The organism is Pseudomonas sp. MMS21 TM103, assembly GCF_022132145.1.
Classification (GTDB): Bacteria; Pseudomonadota; Gammaproteobacteria; order Pseudomonadales; family Pseudomonadaceae; genus Aquipseudomonas.
Window position 1 is genome coordinate 290,163 of sequence record NZ_JAJISP010000005.1, and the last position, 16,348, is coordinate 306,510.

15 protein-coding genes and 1 pseudogene are annotated in these 16,348 nt (G+C 59.2%); 5 read left to right on the forward strand and 11 right to left on the reverse strand.

Going from position 1 to position 16,348, the window contains the following annotated elements; genetic code table 11:
- The 7 genes from hpaI to LJY18_RS16820 all read right to left on the reverse strand — a co-directional run bounded on the left by hpaI (position 1) and on the right by LJY18_RS16820 (position 6,005).
- Positions 1-816, reverse strand: coding sequence for a 4-hydroxy-2-oxoheptanedioate aldolase (gene hpaI, locus LJY18_RS16790; RefSeq protein WP_238042929.1), 816 nt, complete (start codon positions 814-816; stop codon positions 1-3).
- Positions 817-827: 11 nt separating this feature from the next.
- Positions 828-1,631: a 2-oxo-hept-4-ene-1,7-dioate hydratase gene (gene hpaH / locus LJY18_RS16795; RefSeq protein WP_238042930.1), complete on the reverse strand. Its 804-nt coding sequence runs from the start codon at positions 1,629-1,631 to the stop codon at positions 828-830.
- A 39-nt stretch (positions 1,632-1,670) separates the two neighbouring features.
- Positions 1,671-2,063 carry a 5-carboxymethyl-2-hydroxymuconate Delta-isomerase gene (locus tag LJY18_RS16800; RefSeq protein ID WP_238042931.1) on the reverse strand — a complete coding sequence of 131 codons (393 nt, stop codon included), beginning with the start codon at positions 2,061-2,063 and terminating at the stop codon, positions 1,671-1,673.
- Between the two features lie 75 nt (positions 2,064-2,138).
- Entirely contained in the window at positions 2,139-2,996 is an 858-nt protein-coding gene (hpaD, locus tag LJY18_RS16805; RefSeq protein ID WP_238042932.1) for a 3,4-dihydroxyphenylacetate 2,3-dioxygenase, read from the reverse strand.
- 101 nt (positions 2,997-3,097) lie between these two features.
- A complete protein-coding gene (gene hpaE, locus LJY18_RS16810) occupies positions 3,098-4,558 on the reverse strand; it encodes a 5-carboxymethyl-2-hydroxymuconate semialdehyde dehydrogenase (RefSeq protein WP_238042933.1) in 1,461 nt (486 codons plus the stop codon).
- Positions 4,555-5,334: a fumarylacetoacetate hydrolase family protein gene (locus LJY18_RS16815; protein WP_238042934.1), complete on the reverse strand. Its 780-nt coding sequence runs from the start codon at positions 5,332-5,334 to the stop codon at positions 4,555-4,557. The genes hpaE and LJY18_RS16815 overlap by 4 nt, the downstream gene beginning before the upstream one ends.
- An 11-nt stretch (positions 5,335-5,345) precedes the next feature.
- Complete coding sequence (locus LJY18_RS16820; RefSeq protein WP_238042935.1) at positions 5,346-6,005, reverse strand: fumarylacetoacetate hydrolase family protein; 660 nt, start codon at positions 6,003-6,005, stop codon at positions 5,346-5,348.
- Positions 6,006-6,334: 329 nt separating this feature from the next.
- On the opposite strand from LJY18_RS16820, the gene hpaR reads away from it, so the two are divergent.
- Entirely contained in the window at positions 6,335-6,757 is a 423-nt protein-coding gene (gene hpaR / locus LJY18_RS16825) for a homoprotocatechuate degradation operon regulator HpaR (protein ID WP_238042936.1), read from the forward strand.
- Between the two features lie 34 nt (positions 6,758-6,791).
- A complete protein-coding gene (gene hpaA / locus LJY18_RS16830; protein ID WP_238042937.1) occupies positions 6,792-7,688 on the forward strand; it encodes a 4-hydroxyphenylacetate catabolism regulatory protein HpaA in 897 nt (298 codons plus the stop codon).
- Positions 7,689-7,729: 41 nt separating this feature from the next.
- On the opposite strand, the gene LJY18_RS16835 is transcribed toward hpaA, so the two are convergent.
- Complete coding sequence (locus LJY18_RS16835; protein WP_238042938.1) at positions 7,730-8,926, reverse strand: MFS transporter; 1,197 nt, start codon at positions 8,924-8,926, stop codon at positions 7,730-7,732.
- Positions 8,927-9,382: 456 nt separating this feature from the next.
- Between LJY18_RS16835 and LJY18_RS16840 the strand changes: the two genes are divergently transcribed.
- Positions 9,383-10,552 (forward strand): p-hydroxyphenylacetate 3-hydroxylase oxygenase component, encoded by a 1,170-nt coding sequence (locus tag LJY18_RS16840; protein WP_238042939.1) that lies wholly within the window; start codon positions 9,383-9,385, stop codon positions 10,550-10,552.
- Positions 10,553-10,664: 112 nt separating this feature from the next.
- Positions 10,665-11,603, forward strand: a complete 939-nt coding sequence (locus tag LJY18_RS16845) for a p-hydroxyphenylacetate 3-hydroxylase reductase component (protein ID WP_238042940.1) — start codon at positions 10,665-10,667, stop codon at positions 11,601-11,603.
- A gap of 184 nt (positions 11,604-11,787) precedes the next feature.
- Here LJY18_RS16845 and LJY18_RS16850 read toward each other — a convergent pair.
- Positions 11,788-12,226, reverse strand: a pseudogene (locus LJY18_RS16850) (ATP-binding protein); the annotation flags it as partial.
- A 101-nt stretch (positions 12,227-12,327) separates the two neighbouring features.
- On the reverse strand, positions 12,328-13,266 hold the full coding sequence (locus LJY18_RS16855; protein ID WP_238042941.1) for a site-specific integrase: 939 nt from the start codon (positions 13,264-13,266) through the stop codon (positions 12,328-12,330).
- A gap of 172 nt (positions 13,267-13,438) precedes the next feature.
- Between LJY18_RS16855 and LJY18_RS16860 the strand changes: the two genes are divergently transcribed.
- Positions 13,439-14,401 carry a DNA-binding protein gene (locus tag LJY18_RS16860; RefSeq protein ID WP_238042942.1) on the forward strand — a complete coding sequence of 321 codons (963 nt, stop codon included), beginning with the start codon at positions 13,439-13,441 and terminating at the stop codon, positions 14,399-14,401.
- A gap of 376 nt (positions 14,402-14,777) precedes the next feature.
- On the opposite strand, the gene LJY18_RS16865 is transcribed toward LJY18_RS16860, so the two are convergent.
- Positions 14,778-16,214, reverse strand: coding sequence for an RES family NAD+ phosphorylase (locus LJY18_RS16865; protein WP_238042943.1), 1,437 nt, complete (start codon positions 16,212-16,214; stop codon positions 14,778-14,780).
- Between the last annotated feature and the right edge of the window lie 134 nt (positions 16,215-16,348).

Here is a 16,348-nt window from a genome sequence, read left to right on the forward strand (position 1 = left end):
TCAGTACACGCCACTGGCGGGAATCGGGAGGGGCGCATCTTTGAATTTTCCGCACAGGCTCTGCAGGCTGCGCATCAGCAGGCTGGTATCGACGCCAACCGCGACAAACGCGGCGCCCAGTTCTATATAGCGCCGGGCCAGGGTCTCGTCGGCTGAGAGGATGCCGGCCGCCTTGCCAGCCCGACGTATGTGCACAATGGCGTCCTCGATGGCGGCCTGAACCTCTGGATGGCCTGGGTTGCCACGGTGGCTCATGGCTGCGGAAAGGTCGGCAGGCCCGATAAATACGCCATCGACGCCGTCGACGGCGGCGATGGCATCGAGATTGGCCAAACCTTCCAGATTTTCGATCTGCACCAACAGGCACATCTGCTCATCGGCGTGATCCAGATAGCCGGGAATACTGTTCCAGCGCGAGGCGCGAGCCAGGGCGCTGCCTACGCCGCGGATGCCGTGTGGTGGATAGCGCATGGCGCGGACCAGTTCGCCGGCCTGTTCGGCGGATTCGACCATCGGCACCAGTAGGGTTTGCACGCCGATGTCGAGCAATTGCTTGATCAGTACCGTATCGCCCACCGGGGGCCGGATGATCGGTTGGCTGACGCCGGGTTGCTGGGCATAAGGCGCAATCGCCTGGAGCTGGGCAAGCAGGCTGCGCAGGTCATTGGGCGCGTGTTCGCCGTCGATCAGCAGCCAATCGAAGCCGACATTGGCGGCCAGTTCAGTACTGTAGGCATCGGCGAGACCAAGCCACAGGCCGATCTGTGCCTGGCCGCTGCTCAGGCGCTGTTTGAAGCTGTTGATGGGCAATTGCATAGCGGCGCTCCTCAGACGAATCGGCAGGAAACCGAACCGAGTTGATCGTAGTCGACGTGGAAGGTGTCCCCCGGATTGGCAGCCACCGGACGGGTGAAGGAGCCGCCGAGGATGATTTGTCCAGCCTCCAGGGTGACGTCATAAGGCGCCAGCTTGTTGGCCAGCCAGGCCACGCCCTTGGCCGGATGATTGAGCACAGCTGCCGAGACGCCGGACTCCTCGATCACGCCATTGCGGTAGAGGATCGCGGGCACGCGACGCAGGTCGATCTCGGTGGGCCGAACCGGCCGCCCGCCCATGACCACACCGGCATTGGCGGCGTTGTCGGAAATGGTGTCGAACACCTTACGGGTGACCTTGCTGTCCGGGTCGATCTGGTGGATCCGCGCGTCGATGATTTCCAGCGCCGGAATCACCCACTCAGTGGCTTCCAGTACATCGAACACTGTGCAGTTCGGCCCTCGCAGCGGCCTGCCGAGGATGAACGCCAGTTCCACTTCGACCCGTGGCACGATAAAGCGCTCGAAGGGAATGTCGCTACCTTCCTCGAACAGCATGTCATCGAGTAAAGCACCATAGTCCGGCTCGGTGATGTTCGACGACACCTGCATGGCACGGGAGGTCAGACCAATCTTGTGGCCGACCAGCTTGCGACCGCTCTTAATCTTCAGCGCCACCCAAGCACGCTGGATGGCGTAAGCATCCTCGATACTGATGCCGGGGTAGTCGAGGGAGAACTGACGCACCTGTTCACGAGAGCGTTCAGCAGCATCGAGTCGAGCGGCGGCCTGTTGGATGATCGAGGTGTCGAGCATGGCTTTATCTCTATTTAATCGGATGGGTTGAGAGCAGGGTCAACTGGCCTGGCCATTGAGGAAGGCATGAATGTTGTTGTGCTTGTAATTCAGCTCGGCATTGAGCTCGATCATCTCGAACGACAGCGCCAGCAGGCGGCGTGCCTGTAGTTCGGCGAAGTGCGCCTTGATTACCTCGAACAACGCGTCAGCGACCTGTTTGCGGGTGGCCAGGTCACGGCCGGCGCCGACCTTGAGCGTCATGTGGACGAAGCCATAGTCGTGCTTGCCGTCGGCCATGCGGAAGGTGTCCATGCGCACGGCACGGCTGCGAATGCCGCCGAGGGGGAATACCTTGCTATCACCTAGGCAGGTGTGAACCTTTTCGAATAGCCCCTGCAGATCTGCTTCGGCATCGAGGTTGGCTGAATATTCGGCAATGAAATGTGGCATCGGGAGCTCTCCGAAGAGCGGGATATGCCGCATGGAACAGACCGGCTGAAGCCTGCTTCAGGCGAACAGTGAGACTTATACTGGGAAAATGGCGTTCATCTGGCCGGTGCCAGAGCTGCCGAAGGGCTCGGTGACTACTTCCACCCTGCCGGTGTAGGCCGGGCCGCCTAGCAGGCCTAGAAGCATCGCGGTGTCGTGCATCTTGCCTTCGCCGAAACAGTGCTCGGCGTAGTCCGGCAGCATGGCGCAGAACTCTTCGAAGCGGCCCTGTTTCCACAGCTCAACCACGCGCATGTCCACCTGCTTGTCGAACTCACGGGTCCACTTGTGCATGTTCGCCTCGGCCTCGCGGTCATCGGAGAAACGATGCGACAGCGAGCCGGAAGCCAGCACCAGCACCTTGCGGTCGCTCTTTTCGATGGCGCGACGGACTGCAGCGCCGAAGGCCAGGCTGTCTTCCAGCTTGTGCCAGGCGCACCAGGCGGCTACGGACACGACCTTGAAGTGCTGATCCTCGGCGGCGTCCATGTGCATGTAGCGCATGGGGACCAGGGTGCCGTATTCCAGCTCCAGGCTGGGAATATTGTGCGCACGGGTGCGCACGCCGGCGGCGTTGGCTTCCTCGGCGATCAGCTCGCCCAACTCGGGGCAGCCTTGGTAGTCGTACTCCATGTTCTTGATGAAGTGCGGCAACTCGTTGCTGGTGTAGATGCCCTTAAAGTGTTCGCCGTTGTTGATGTGGTAGCCACTGTTGACCAGCCAGTGCACATCAAATACCACCGCGGTATCGGCACCGAGTTCGCGGGCGCGCTTGGCGATCAGCTTGTGGCCGGCGATCGCGGCTTCGCGGCAGCCCTGGTGTGGTCCAGGCAGTTCGGACAAGTACATCGAAGGTACGTGGCAGACTTTGGCGGCTAGGACGACTTCGCCCATGGCGGTTCTCCTTGTATGCCTCCTGTGAGGCTCTATGGTTAGGACGTTCGCACGATCAGCAAGCGGGCCGGGCGTATTTCCCGGCCGTAGTTGTCGGATGTTTACACGCCCCAGCGCGGGATGTGGTGGCTGCCCATGGAGATGCACACGTTCTTGATCTCGGCGAACACCTCGAAGCTGTACTCGCCGCCCTCGCGGCCGGTGCCGGAGCCCTTGACCCCACCGAATGGCTGTCGCAAGTCGCGCACGTTCTGGCTGTTGATGAACACCATCCCGGCTTCGATGCCACGGGCCAGGCGGTGGGCCTTGCCGATGTCCTGGGTCCAGATATAGGAGGCCAGGCCGTATTCGGTGTCGTTGGCCAGTTGCAAGGCTTCGGCTTCGTCCTTGAACGGGATCAGGCAGACCACCGGGCCAAAGATCTCTTCCTGGGCGATGCGCATCTGGTTGTTCACATCGGCGAACACGGTCGGCTGGATGAACTGCCCCTTGGCCAGGTGCGCCGGCAGGTTAGCCGGGCGCTCCAGGCCGCCGGCCAGCAGGGTGGCGCCTTCTTCGATACCGATGCGGATATAGCCGGTGACCTTGTCGTAGTGGGCCTGGGTGATCATCGAGCCGACCTGGGTCTTCGGGTCCTGCGGGTCACCGACGATCAGGCGCTTGGCGCGGGCGGCGAACTCCGCGACGAACTGCGGATAGACGCTTTCCTGGATGAAGATCCGGCTGCCGGCGGTGCAGCGTTCGCCGTTCAACGAGAAGATGGTGAACAGCGCCGCGTCCAGTGCGCGCTCCAGGTCAGCGTCTTCGAAGATCAGGACCGGCGATTTGCCGCCCAGCTCCATGGAGTACTTCTTCAGGCCGGCGGTCTGCATGATCTTCTTGCCGGTGGCCGTGCCGCCAGTGAAGGAGATGGCGCGCACGTCCGGATGGCGGACCAGCGCATCGCCGGCGGTGGCGCCGTAACCCTGCACTATGTTGAGGACACCGGGCGGAATCCCGGCCTCGACGGCCAGGCGGCCCAGTTCGTTGGCGGTCAGCGGCGACAGCTCGCTCATCTTCAGTACCGCGGTGTTACCCAGGGCCAGGCAGGGCGCGGTCTTCCAGGTGGCGGTCATGAAGGGTACGTTCCACGGCGACACTAGGCCACAGACCCCCACCGGTTGGTACAGGGTGTAGTTGAGCATCTGATCGTCGACCGGGTAGGTGTGCCCGTTCATGTTGGTGCAGACTTCGGCGAAGAAGTCGAAGTTGTGCGAGGCACGCGGGATCAGCACGTTCTTGGTCTGATGGATCGGCAGACCGGTGTCCTGGGTCTCCAGCTCGGCCAGGCGCGGTACGTTCTGATCGATCAGCTCACCCAGATTGCGCATCAGCTTGGCGCGTTCCTTGGCCGGGGTGTTGGCCCACTTCGGGAAGGCCGCCTTGGCGGCGGCCACGGCGGCTGCGATCTCCTCGGCACCACCGCTGGCCACTTCACCGATGGCTTCGCCGGTGGCCGGGTTGTAATTGGTGAAGGTTTCCTTGCTTTCGACTTCCTGGCCGTTGATCCAGTGCTTGATCATTGTGCTTGTGCCTCTTGTTGACGGGCGAAGAACTCGGCTTCGCTGACGATACGGTTGACCAGGCGTGCGACGCCTTCGACCTCCACCACGACTTCATCGCCGGGCACCACGTCGGCCAGGCCTTCCGGCGTGCCAGTGGCGATCATGTCGCCCGGTTGCAGGGTCATGAAGCTGGAGAAGTATTCGATCAAGTAGGGGATGTCGAAGATCATGTCCGCGGTGGTGCCTTCCTGCTTCAGCTCACCGTTGATCCAAGTACGCAGCTTCAGCTTGCTCGGATCCGGTACGTCGGTGACATCGACCATCCACGGGCCGACCGGAGTCGTGGCGTCGCGGTTCTTCACCCGCAGGTTGGGACGGTAGTAGTTCTCCAGGTAGTCGCGGATGGCGTAGTCGTTGCAGACGGTGTAGCCGGCCAGATAGCTCAAGGCATCTTCGCGCTTGACGTTGCGGGCAGGCTTGCCGATCACCGCGACCAGCTCGCACTCGTAGTGCATGTAGGCGACGTTGTCCGGACGCCAGGTGAGCTGGTTGTGGCCGGTGTAGGTGCCCGGCGACTTGATAAAGGCCAGCGGCTCAGTCGGTGGCGCAAATGCCAGCTCGGCGGCGTGGTCGGCATAGTTCAGACCCAAGGCGAACATACTGCCGCTGGCTGGTGGCAGCCACTCGACTTGGTTTTCGCCGAGTAGGCGGCCATCTGCCAGGCGTACAGAGTTGTCAGCCTCGACCGTGACGGCGTGGATCTGATCCTGATAGCGGATACGGGCGTGTTTCATCTGAGAGTTCCTTATTCCGCGACCACGGTGTTGGCGAGACGACCGAGGCCATCGATTTCAACTTCGACGACATCGCCAGGATTGACGTCCACGCGACCTTCTGGAGTGCCGGTAATCAGTACGTCACCTGCGTGCAGGGTCATGAACTCGCTGAGCGTGGCGATCAATTGGGGAATGTTGCGAACCCAGTTGGCGGTGGAATTTTCCTGGCGCAACTGGCCATTGACGAACAGGCGAATACCTAGGGTGTTGGGATCGGTGATCTGGCTGGTCGGTACCAGTTCCGGACCTACGGGGCAGAAGCCGTCTCGACACTTGGCTTTTACCGCCGGACGGTAATAGCTGTCCTCGGGCAGGCTGAATTCGTTGACTATCACGTAGCCAGCCACATAGTCCATGGCGTTGGCCTCGCCGACGCGGCTGGCGTCTTTTCCGATCACCACGCCTAGGGCTGGGCCCGGTTGCAGACGCTCAACGCCCTCCGGGAATACCACCGGCTGGGCGTGGCCATTGCGGGTGTTAGGGGTCTTGATGAACAGCACCGGCTTGACGGGTGGCTTCTGGTAAGGTGGCTGTTGGAATTCCTCAAGGCGGTTTGCCAGCAAGCCTTGGTAGTTCAGCGCGATGCCGAACAGGGTTCCGGCAGCAGCCTGCTCTAGGGTGCGGCTCATTTATCTTCTCCTGCGGGTATTAATCGGAGCTGCGGAAAGGCAACAACGAAATATGGTTAACATATTAACCTTATAGATAACATATTAACGACTGTCAATGGCCGGTGACCCATAGCGTTATCTGTTGATGGTGATAGCTGCGAACCCGCGTTTGAATAGCTGTTTCAGTGAATCAATTGCACTTTTACTGATGTGGTGGCGCATCCCGACTGCTCAAGGCGGGTCGGCAGCCTTCAATTTGCTTGAGGCAGTTGACCGTTGCCAGCTGGCGGTGCAGGCTTGAGGGTATATCGTTAAGCTCTTCATAAATTTCAGTTGCGACTTTGACTATGCCTGCACCAAGACCCTCCTTGACCCTGACGCTGCTCCAGGCGCGTGAAGCTGCCATGAGCTTCTTTCGTCCCCTGCTCAACGAGCACGGACTAACTGAACAGCAGTGGCGAGTGATCCGTATCCTGCGCCAGTATGGGGAGATGGAAAGCTATCGTCTGGCCGAGCAGGCCTGCATCCTCAAACCAAGCATGACGGGCGTGCTGACCCGCCTGGAACGTGAGGGTATCGTCAGTCGTCGTAAGTCAACGCAGGATCAGCGTCGTGTGTTCATTAACTTGACCGAGCAGGGGCAGCAATGCTTCCTTTCCATGAATGAAGGTATGGAGGGTAACTACCGCAAGATTCAGGATCTGTTCGGTGAGGATAAGTTGGCACAATTGCTGGAGCTACTTAACGAGTTAAAGCAGATCAAGCTTTGACCGTTTGATTTCAGGGGCGAGCAGGAGGCAGTCCATGCGTGATCTGCAGCCAATACCCAATATCAACATTGGCCAGGTCTATGATCAGCGTTACGCCGATGCAGACGTGCACTACGAAGCTTTAGGTAAGCTGGCGGACTTCTTCGGCCGCAACATGCCAGTTCATCGACATGATCGCTTCTTCCAGGTGCACTATGTCAAAAGTGGTGTAGTGCGGGTCTACCTGGATGATCGGCGATTCCAGCAGGAAGGGCCGATGTTCTTTCTGACACCCCCTACCTTTCCTCATGCATTCGTGACTCAGCCCGAGAGTGATGGGCATGTACTTACCGTTCGCCAGGATCTGATCTGGCCCTTGCTCGAGGAGCAGTCTGGCCTTGCAGCGGGACCGCAAATCGCCCCGGTCTGCGTGGCGATAGGCGATCTAGAGGCAAAGTTTACGGGGGAGATCACGCGCCTCAACCTGCTGTTCGACGAGTTGCGCAGCGAATTCGCCGATGACCGGCCTGGGCGGGCGATGAGTTTGACGGCGCTGACGCGGTTGATCTTCATCAGCTTGTTACGTCTTTCGGCGCGTTCGGTTAAGGCACATCCGGCCCGCCGCGAAGACTTGCAGATATTTCAGCGTTTCAACGTCCTGATCGAGGCGAATTACCCTGAGCATTGGCCGCTGGAGCGTTACGCCGAGCAGTTGGGGGTTACCGAGGCGCGGCTCAATGATATCTGTCGACGTGTAGCCGACCTGCCGTCCAAGCGCCTCATATTCGACCGTCTGATGCAGGAAGCCAAACGCCTCTTGCTCTTCACTGGCGGCACAGTCAACGAAATTTGTTTTCAGCTCGGCTTCAAGGATCCGGCGTATTTCAGTCGCTTCTTCTCTCGTCACGCCGGCATCACGCCTGGCGATTATCGCACTCGCAATAGTCAGTAAAAGCAGCGCGGGCAAACGGTCGGGAGTGAGGCGAGCCTTGCTCAGCCACCCCGTCGCCATAGCCAGGCGCAATAGACGAGCAGGACTCCCCCAGAGATGGCTATCACCGGCGGCGCACCCACTTGTGCGGCGCAAAGGCCAGCGAGCAGGCCGCCAATGGCATCGAAACCGAAGCGTGTCGAGGTGTAGAGCGACACCACTCGACCCCGTAATGCCTCCGGTGCCGAGCTTTGCAGCAGGATATTGGTGCCAACATTGCAGCAGGAAATGCCGAACCCTAGAACCACCAGGGCGGCCAATGACATCCCCAATTGGCGGCTACTGGCGAAGGCCAGCATGGCCAGGGCGCAGGCTATGGCGGAACCGAGGATCAACCGGGACATGGATACCTGCGTGGGTTTGACTGCCAGGACGATGCTGGACCCCAACGAGCCCAGGCCGGCAGCGCCCCACAGCCAGCCTAGGGTGGCCGCATCACCGGCGAATAGATCCTTGGCGTAGACGGGCAGGAGCACCACATAGCTAGAAGCGGTGAGATTGACCACCATGACGCTGAGCATCAGCAATCTGATTTGGGGCGTGTGTCGGGCGTAGTTCAGGCCCTCGCCGAGAACATTGCGAAATGAGCCGCTGGCCCGCGGCGAACCCGGCATGCGCATGACTGCCAGCCCGCCCATCAGGGCCAGATAGGAGGCACCATTGAGTGCGAAGCACGCCGCCTCGCCGGTCACTGCGAGCAGCAACCCGGCCAGTGGAGGTCCAATAAAGCGCGATAAAGTGAACAACATGGCGTTCAATGCCAGAGCGTTAGGGAGATCACTACGGTCATCGACGAATTGACTGAGCAGTGATTGCCGCAGCGGAGTGTCCACCGCATTGAGCACGCCGAGCAGCGTCGCCATGCTCACGATCAGTGTCGCGTCAATCTGCTCGGTTGCGGTTAGCAGCGCCAGCACCAACGCCTGCATGCCCAAGAGGCCTTCGATCAGAATCAGTAGGCGGCGTTTGTCGTGGCGATCGATCCAAGCTCCTGCCAGTGGGCCGATCAGCAGTTGAGGCAGCAGAGCGGCGCAGGTAGTCACTCCCAGCATGGCTGCGGAGCCGGTCAGGCGGTATACCAGCCAAGCTAGAGCCACTTGTTGGATCCAGGTGCCCAGGGTCGATATAGCGTGACCGGCGAAATACAGGCAGAAGTTGCGGTGCCGCAGGGCGCTCAATGCGCTAGGCCAATGGATCATGCTAGATGCTTTTGGAGGAGGCGGTGGATGGTGGCCTGTGTGACCCGTTCAATCAGTCAATTCAGGCGACTGCGACTTGATACTGGGTCGCCACTTCTCGCCATAGCTCGCTATGAAGGCTGCACAGCGCCGGGACTCAAATCTCAGCCTGTCGAGCTTGAGTTAACCCACTGACCGTACCGGTCTCTAGATTGTGCCGCGCTCATGGTGAATAACATAGCTGTTAATGAATATATTCATGTTATTGCCCTGGCACTCCCTATTTACCCATGAAAAGTGCAATGGAGGGTTTGTAACGTCCATTTCTAGGAGTGCTTCTGCTCTGCATAATCGCCCAGTAGCCATTCGATATACCTTCGGCCCAGCGGGCGCGACCCTATTCTTTGGGCCGCGCTGAGCTGACAGGTGACTGTCCGCACACGCTGACCGGGTACTAACAATAAACAGGGCAATGACATGAAAAAGCCAAACTCTCTTCTTGCCGATCTGAACGCCATTCTGCCTCAGATCGCCGCCAATGCCATTCGCGCAGAGCAGGAGCGCCAGGTTCCGGCGGAAAACATAGCCTTGCTCAAGGCTATCGGCATGCACCGGGCCTTTCAGCCCAAGGTGTATGGCGGTCTGGAAATATCCCTTCCGGAGTTCGCCGATTGCGTCGCCGCCTTGGCCGGCGCGTGCGCCAGTACCGCCTGGGCATTCAGTCTGTTGTGCACGCACAGCCATCAGCTGGCGCTGTTCCCCAAGCAACTGCAGGATGAGATTTGGGGCAATGACCGCGATGCCACGGCCAGCAGCAGTATTGCGCCTTTTGGCAAAGTGGAAGAGGCCGAAGGTGGCGTCATCTTCAATGGCGAAATGGGCTGGAGCAGTGGCAGCGATCATGCCGAGTGGGCCATTGTCGGTTGCCGTCGGAAGAACGCTGAGGGTGAGTGGATCTACTGTTTCGCAGTGCTGCCGCGTAGCGATTACCAGATCCGTGACGACTGGTTCGCCGCAGGCATGAAGGGCAGTGGCACAAAGACGTTGATCATCGAGGACGTGTTCGTGCCGAATCATCGTATCCAGGCCGCCAAGGACATGATGGAAGGGAAGTCTGCCGGGTTTGGCCTGTATCCCGATAGCAAAATCTTCTACTCGCCTTACCGTCCATATTTCGCCAGTGGTTTCTCTGCGATTGGTCTGGGCGTCGCCGAGCGCATGCTGGTTGCGTTCAGGGAAAAGACCAAGAACCGTGTGCGCGCCTACACCGGTGCCAGCGTTGGCGCCGCGACGCCTTCGTTGATGCGCTTGGCGGAGTCGACTCATCAGGTCGTCGCCGCACGCGCGTTCTTGGAAAAGACCTGGCAGGAGCACGCCGAACATAGCGAACTCCACCAGTTTCCGAGTCGCGAAACTCTAGCGTTTTGGCGTACCAACCAAGCTTACGCGGTCAAGATGTGCATCCAGGCAGTTGACCGCCTTTTCGAAGCTTCCGGCGGCATGAGCTGGTTCGAGAACAACGAAATGCAGCGCTTGTTTCGTGATTCGCACATGACCGGGGCCCATGCCTACACGGACTATGACGTGTGTAAGCAGATCCTCGGACGCGAGCTCATGGGGCTCGATCCCGATCCCAGCATGGCCTGAGCGAGCGGCTCGCAAGCTACCTGCATGAGTTGGTCTGTGTGGCAGGCCGCTTCAAACGAACAATAAGAAGGCCGTCCACTAACGAAAGCGGTGGACGGCTGAGGAGTCCGTCATGTCTGACGCACAAGCAAATTTCGACCCGCGTGATTTTCGTCGTGCCTTGGGTAACTTCGCCACCGGCGTCACTATCGTTACCGCAACCGCCCTTTCGGGTAAGAAGGTTGGGGTAACCGCCAACAGTTTCAACTCGGTGTCCCTGGACCCGCCGCTGGTCCTCTGGAGCATCGACAAGCGCTCCACCAGCTTTGATGTTTTCAAGGAGGCCACGCATTTTGCGGTAAATATCCTGGCAGCCGACCAGATCGATTTATCCAATCACTTCGCACGCCCGCGCGACGATAAATTCGCCGACATCGATTATGTCGAGGGTCAGGGTGGGGCGCCGCTGCTCGAGGACTGCTCCGCACGTTTACAGTGCGAAAACTATCAGCAGCTCGATGGCGGTGACCACTGGATACTGATCGGCAAGGTAGTGGCTTTTGACGATATCGGCCGCTCACCACTGCTATATCATCAAGGCGCCTACTCCATGGTATTGCCGCACACGCGGATGAATAAAAAGACCGAGGCTCAGCAGCCTTCCAGTGCCCTTCAGGGGCGCTTAAGCCACAACCTCTACTATCTAATGACTCAAGCCGTGCGCCACTACCAGACCGATTACCAGCCCAAACAACTGAGCAGCGGCCTCCGTACTAGCGAGGCGCGCATGCTGATGGTGTTGGAGAATGATGCAGGCTTGAGCATGTGCGAGCTGCTGCGCGAGGTCGCGATGCCGGTGCGCGAGATCGAGCAGGCGGTGGATATTCTCAAGCGTAAGGGACTGGTGGCCCACACTGATGAGCGTTATTTGCTCACCTCGGCTGGCGTGGAGCAGACCGAAGCTCTCTGGACTATCGCCCGCGAGCAGCAGAGCAAGGTCTTCGCGCAGTTCAACGAGGCGGATATCGATACCTTCAAGCGCATGCTCAAGGCCGTTATTACGGGCTGCTGACGCAGTCAGACTGGTAGGGTGTTGGCGCTGATGGAAAATTGACCCAGGGCAGATTGCTGATTTCAGCATCAGCAATTGTGGATAAGTTTAGCAACGGAACTGATTTTGAATCCCGTCCTTTCGAACGTTCCAAGCGGCGACTGATGACCTGTCACATGTCGTTATGCAGCAAGCCATCCTTTCCCTAAAATAAAAACGGTTCGTCGTCCACCGGACTTCTGATCGTCCTTGCGTTTTCGTTCCCGTGATTTGATCTTTGCCCGGGCTGCCAAGCTACTGTCTTGCAGCCGGTAGGACTCATTGCCGGTTTCGACTATGCGGCAGTTGTGCGTAAGCCGATCCAGCAAGGATGTGGTCATCTTGGCGTCGCCGAACACACTCGACTATCCTGCAAAGCTCAGGTTGGTCGTGATCGCCACGCTGGTGTGCTCGTAAAGCTTGGACAGCAAATGAAACACCTGGGCACCACCGACCTGACTGAACAGCAAATAACCCAGCTCATCGAGGATGACCACGTCCATGCGCAGCAGTGCTTGGGCGATGCGCCTGGCTTTGCCGCCGTGCTTTTCGCACTCCAGCAGATTGACCAGGTCAACCGTGGAGTAGAAGCGCACGCGCTTACCTCTGTACATGGGGTTCGATTCATGTTTCAACCGTTTCCATATCTGCTGCGAGATAGACATCACTGCTTTCTGGGACGCCGTCGACCAAACATCCTTCCCGCTCATTGCTCCACGCGGCCGTTGTCCGAGGAACGCTTCTTGAACTCTCCAAAAGGCATATCAGGCTCGATGTAGCGCAGGGCAGATTGCACGTCTCGCCAACCGACGTAATCCATCAGTGCTTTGGTGCCCCAGCCGTTACGCGCCGCCCAGGTGGCAAACCCGCGGCGCAAGGAGTGACCACTGAAACGGTCCGCATCTACTCCACTGCGAATCAGGGCGCGACTCAGGATGCGGGGCACACTGTACGGATGCAGAGCTTCCTCACTGAGATGGCCCCAGCGATCCAGCGCTCGAAATACCGGTCCATGCTGGATCTTCGTCACCGCGATCCAGTCTTCATAGGCTTGCACCGGACATAACCGTCGCAACGCAGGGACGAAAAAAGAGCGCCCCCGATGGTCACGGTCGGTTTTACTGCTCGGCAAAAACAACTGCATGCCCTCGCCAGCCCTTATCTGGATAGTCTCCGCCCGGAGACGGCACAGGTCGTCGCTGCGAAATCCACGCCAGAAGCCCAAAAGAATCAGGGCCCGATCACGTCTATGGCCGCGCATGGCCGCATCCGTGAGGCCGGCTTCCTGAGCAATCAACCATTCGACGCAACGTGACAGCTCGGTGAGCTGTAGTGGTTCGGCCTGCCGCGGCATATGTGGATGCAACGCTTGAATACCGCGCAGCACGTCACGCACCTGAGGTGCCTTGGTCGGATCGACAAATCCCTGGCGGATATGCCAACGCGCCAACGCAGCCAAATGCGCACGTAAGGTACTGCTGGAAAGACGCTCAGCCGAATCCGCGAGGTAGCGCACCACCGTTTCGCTGGTGGCCGGCAGCAGTCCGCCCCACACCAGTTCGAAGTGCTCCAAAGCCTGACGGTAGCGCCGCTGGGTACTCTCGCGCCGCGCCGCAGTCAGGTAGCGATCCGCGTTGTCGGTCATAGCACGTCCTCCGTACCGCTGGCCGACGGCCAATCGGCTCAAATAGGGGATGAGGTTTGAGAATGCCCCATTCTCAAACGCCAGTTCGTCCGAATTCCAACCATCGCACTGCACACCGGTACAGGTGTAATTCCATACTGGTAAAACAGTATGAAATAGTCGGAGTAACAGCATGGCCCGTGCAGGTATCAACAAGGCGCTGGTGCAGCAGGCCCGTGATGCCCTGCTCGCCCGCGACCAGCGTCCCAGTATCGAGGCGGTGCGCATCGAGTTGGGCAACACCGGCTCGAAAAGCACCATTCAGCGCTTCCTTAAGGAGTTGGCTAGCGAAGAGCCACGCCCGCCGACGGTCAACCTCAGCGAAGAACTGCAGGCCTACATCAGCAGTCTAGCCCAGCGTCTGGCTGCCGACGCTCAGGGTGCGGTGGCCGCCGACCGCGCCCGCCTGGAGCGGCAGCAGGCCGCCTACATGCACCAGCGGGACATCGATCAGGCCCGCCGCGAAGAGCTGCAGAAAGCTCATCAGCTGATCGTTCAAGAGCGGCGGGAAGGCCAAGTCCGCGAACGCGCCCTAGGCGAGCAGCTGCAACAGCTGGAGGTCGAGCGACAGCGACTGCTGAGTGCCGAGCAGCATCACCTGGAGTTGCTCGAAGAACGAGCCGGACAGATCCAATCACTGGAAGAAAAACACCAACACTCCCGTGAGGCCCTGGAGCACTACCGACAGCAGCAGCTCCGCCAACGTGAGGAAGAGGTCAATCGGCACGAAGCCCAAGTGCAACAGCTGCAACAAGAGCAGCGACGCCTGCAGGAGCAACTGATGGTCAAGCAGGAGGAACTCAACCAGCTGTATCGGGATCTCGAGCGGCTCAGCGCCGAACAACGGCTTCGGACCCAGGAACTGCACAGCCAAGCGCAGGAACTCGCGCGCTGGCCCCTGCTGCACCAACAGCTGCAGGACGCGCTGCAGCAGGAACAAGAAAGGTGCCGGACCCTGCAACTTCAAGTGTCGATCCTGCACGAGAAGGCCCGACGCTATGTGCTCGACCACCGCCAGGATCGCCGTGACCTGAGAGCCCAGGGGCGACAAATCGTGCAGCTGCACACCTTGCTGTCATCACAGCGCAATATCTAGGCAACGCCATGGGCCGATGTGGGCACTGCTACGAGCGTGATCACTAGCCGTGCGCATAATTGCGGCCAACTAACCCACCAGTTGCTCTCATGCTGACCACCAATTGCGTAAGATTTGACCAGTAGAAGGCGAGACGCGACAGGCAGAAATCGGCCAAGAGCAGCCGGTCGCTAGTGGGGCTTCTAATCAAATGCTGCTGCCACCGCACTGTTGATTTGTGGTTGTCCAGTGCTTTTGTTCTGGGCTAAGTTGCCTGCGACACTGCCCACCGCGCAACACCAGCTCATCAACGACCATTTGAGCTAAAGCGAATTCGGCCTTATCACCAGACTTGACCACCACATCCGGCCCGTGACCAACTGCATCAGCATGCCGCTCAGAAAGTGTCGTTCTTGCTCACCTGATGACGGTAACGCTCTACCTTGTGCGGATCACATTCCACCTTCACTCTTTTAACGTGATGAACTTCCACCGAGGTTGGGATGACGTCTAGCGTCTCCTCGCGCACATCCTCATCCTCAGGGATATGATGAAATGTCATAGCCCAGGGGCTTGACGCCAGAGCAGTCTCAGCCTCGTCCAGCATTGGCACTTCCTCCCGCACGCAATAGTCGGGGTACCAACCATCACTGTCGCAACTCGTGGTGCTGGCACTCAGCTCGACGTCTGCTGGTAGATCCATGCTCTTCACGCGTGACGCCTTGTGGAACAGTACGATGTTGTCCCCCTCTTCTGACTGTGTCGAATTGAAGAGGATGCCGTCCAACGTCGGATCGTTTTCGGTCGCCAGGAAATCAGCCACCGCCTGCGTGGACAGGTAGTCGAACTCCTGATCATCGGGCATCACCGGCCGCGTCATCTTGCGACCGAGCGATTGCAGGAAGGACACGCGCTCCAGCCGTTGGAGCAGCGTCGGGTCGAACACGCTCCCACCGTCTGACGCATTTTCAAGCGCGGAAAGATCCAGAAGGCGTAGAGGGCGGATGATTCTGAAAGTAGCCAGCGCGACCTGGCTACCCACTGGCGGCCGAACCTCAGCGAGTGCAACACCTGGAGAGGTGGCCCCATAGAATACCGAGATACCTCGGGCATTCATTCTGCCCGCTGCTGCAGCACGGGCGGGGGGAGAGCCCAGGTGGCGATCGGGACGGCAAAGTGCCTCTTTAAGCGGCTCCTCCGACTGGAATACTCGTGCTCTGAAAAGAATCGCAATCGACGTACCGGGGCCTGCGTCCACAACCACCGGCTTGCCATCCAAGGTACCAAGCTGATCTATCCTCCCGAAAACAGCTGCGAGGTGATCTGTAGCTGCCCGAGAAAAGTACCTGGCCTCAGTTTTCAGCGTTCTCTCGAAATGCCGCCACTCATACTGCCAAGTAGCGTCGCTAGAATCCTTCTGCTCATAGTACGAGTCAGCGTCGAACTCGCACTCGTCTCCCATGGCCGCCGTGTCGAAGTCAGAGTGCCGTTCACCGAGAACCTCCAGTACATCTGCAACCGCCTCATCGGGAATGCGGGCTGCGCCTTCGATAGCATCGTGAACGGGCTCACCGTTTCGCTCCCATTCGTAATCCGACTCTCTATCCCGCAGTAGGCTTTGCTGCCAATCATCCGGCTCATTGGATGTGCGAACGTAGTGTTCGGCGAATGCTTGCTCAACCCGATCCGCGAGTTGTTCGATCGTCCAGCATTGGTCTTCGCTCTCACAGTAGGAGCACACCGCGATCTCGCCTGTGGATGCAATCTCGCTGGAAAGGAACGGCTCCTCCACACACTGGTCGCAGATCCACAGCTCTTCACCTTGCTCGTTCATCGAGCCTCCCCAAGATTCCAGATCATCAGCCGACAGCTGATGCTCGCCAACTTATTCCGGCCCTGAACCGTAGAAGATTTGAGGCCTGCATCACAAACGGGGACAGACCACTATATTGGTGCTGATGGGCCGCT